This window comes from Capnocytophaga sp. oral taxon 332 str. F0381 (assembly GCF_000318275.2).
Taxonomy (GTDB): domain Bacteria; phylum Bacteroidota; class Bacteroidia; order Flavobacteriales; family Flavobacteriaceae; genus Capnocytophaga; species Capnocytophaga bilenii.
In genome coordinates this window covers 6814-7300 of sequence record NZ_KB291270.1, presented here as the reverse complement: position 1 = coordinate 7300, position 487 = coordinate 6814, and the positions used below count along the sequence as shown (strand labels likewise).

Genomic DNA, 487 nt, shown 5'->3' with positions numbered 1-487 from the left:
GATTGTGCTACCCCTTGTCCCTTTTCATAACATTTTGCTACATTGTTTTGTCCATCTGCATTTCCTTGATTAGCTGCTTTTAGATACCATTCAAAAGCCTTTTCGTAAGATTGCACTACTCCCTCCCCGTTTTCATAAGCAAAACCTACACCGTTTTGTGCAAGAGCATTACCTTGATTGGCTGCTTTTAAATACCATTCAAAAGCCTTTTCGTACGATTGTGCTACCCCTTGTCCCTTTTCATAACATTCCGCTACATTGTTTTGTCCAACAGCATTACCTTGATTAGCTGCTTTTAGATACCATTCAAAAGCCTTTTCATACGATTGCGCTACTCCATCTCCGTTGTAGTAAAACCAGGCTATTTCTCTTTGAGCATCAGCATCGCCTTTTTTAGCTTCTTTTTCATAACTTGCAAATGCCTTTTGATACCACTCAGTAGCTTTAGCGTATGATTGTGCTACCCCTTGTCCCTTTTCATAACATT

1 protein-coding gene is annotated in these 487 nt (G+C 39.6%); it reads right to left on the bottom strand.

The annotated features are described in order from the left end of the window. The coding region (locus HMPREF9075_RS13065) for a tetratricopeptide repeat protein (protein WP_009414883.1) at positions 1-487 on the bottom strand (487 nt) is incomplete at both ends.